The following is a 302-nucleotide window of genomic DNA, read 5'->3' on the forward strand; positions in this document are numbered from 1 at the left end:
TCGTGTCTTCCTTCACGCTGCCCACATCGTTGCCGGTCGCGAAGCTGAGCACGGGTGCGTCGTTGCTGCCGGTGACTGTGACGGTCACCAGTTGAGTATCCACGCCGCCGAGGCCGTCGCTGACCTGAACGGTAAATACATCATTGTGACTCTCGCCAACCTTCAGCGATTGCACGACACTGGCGACACCGTCGGTGCCGTTAGCCAGGGTGTAGGTCCATTGACCGCTGCTGTCGACGGCGATTGAGCCATAAGTGCCGGTATCTGAACCGGTAATACTCCAAGTGGCGGTGGCATCGTGA

Annotated in this window: 1 protein-coding gene; it reads right to left on the reverse strand. The window is 59.3% G+C overall.

Annotation, left to right across the window (positions count from 1 at the left end; all coding sequences use genetic code 11):
• On the reverse strand, positions 1-302 hold a 302-nt coding region (locus ACODSJ_RS24765), incomplete at both ends, for a VCBS domain-containing protein (protein ID WP_489104231.1).

The sequence above is a fragment of the Pseudomonas sp. FG6 genome (assembly GCF_057809015.1).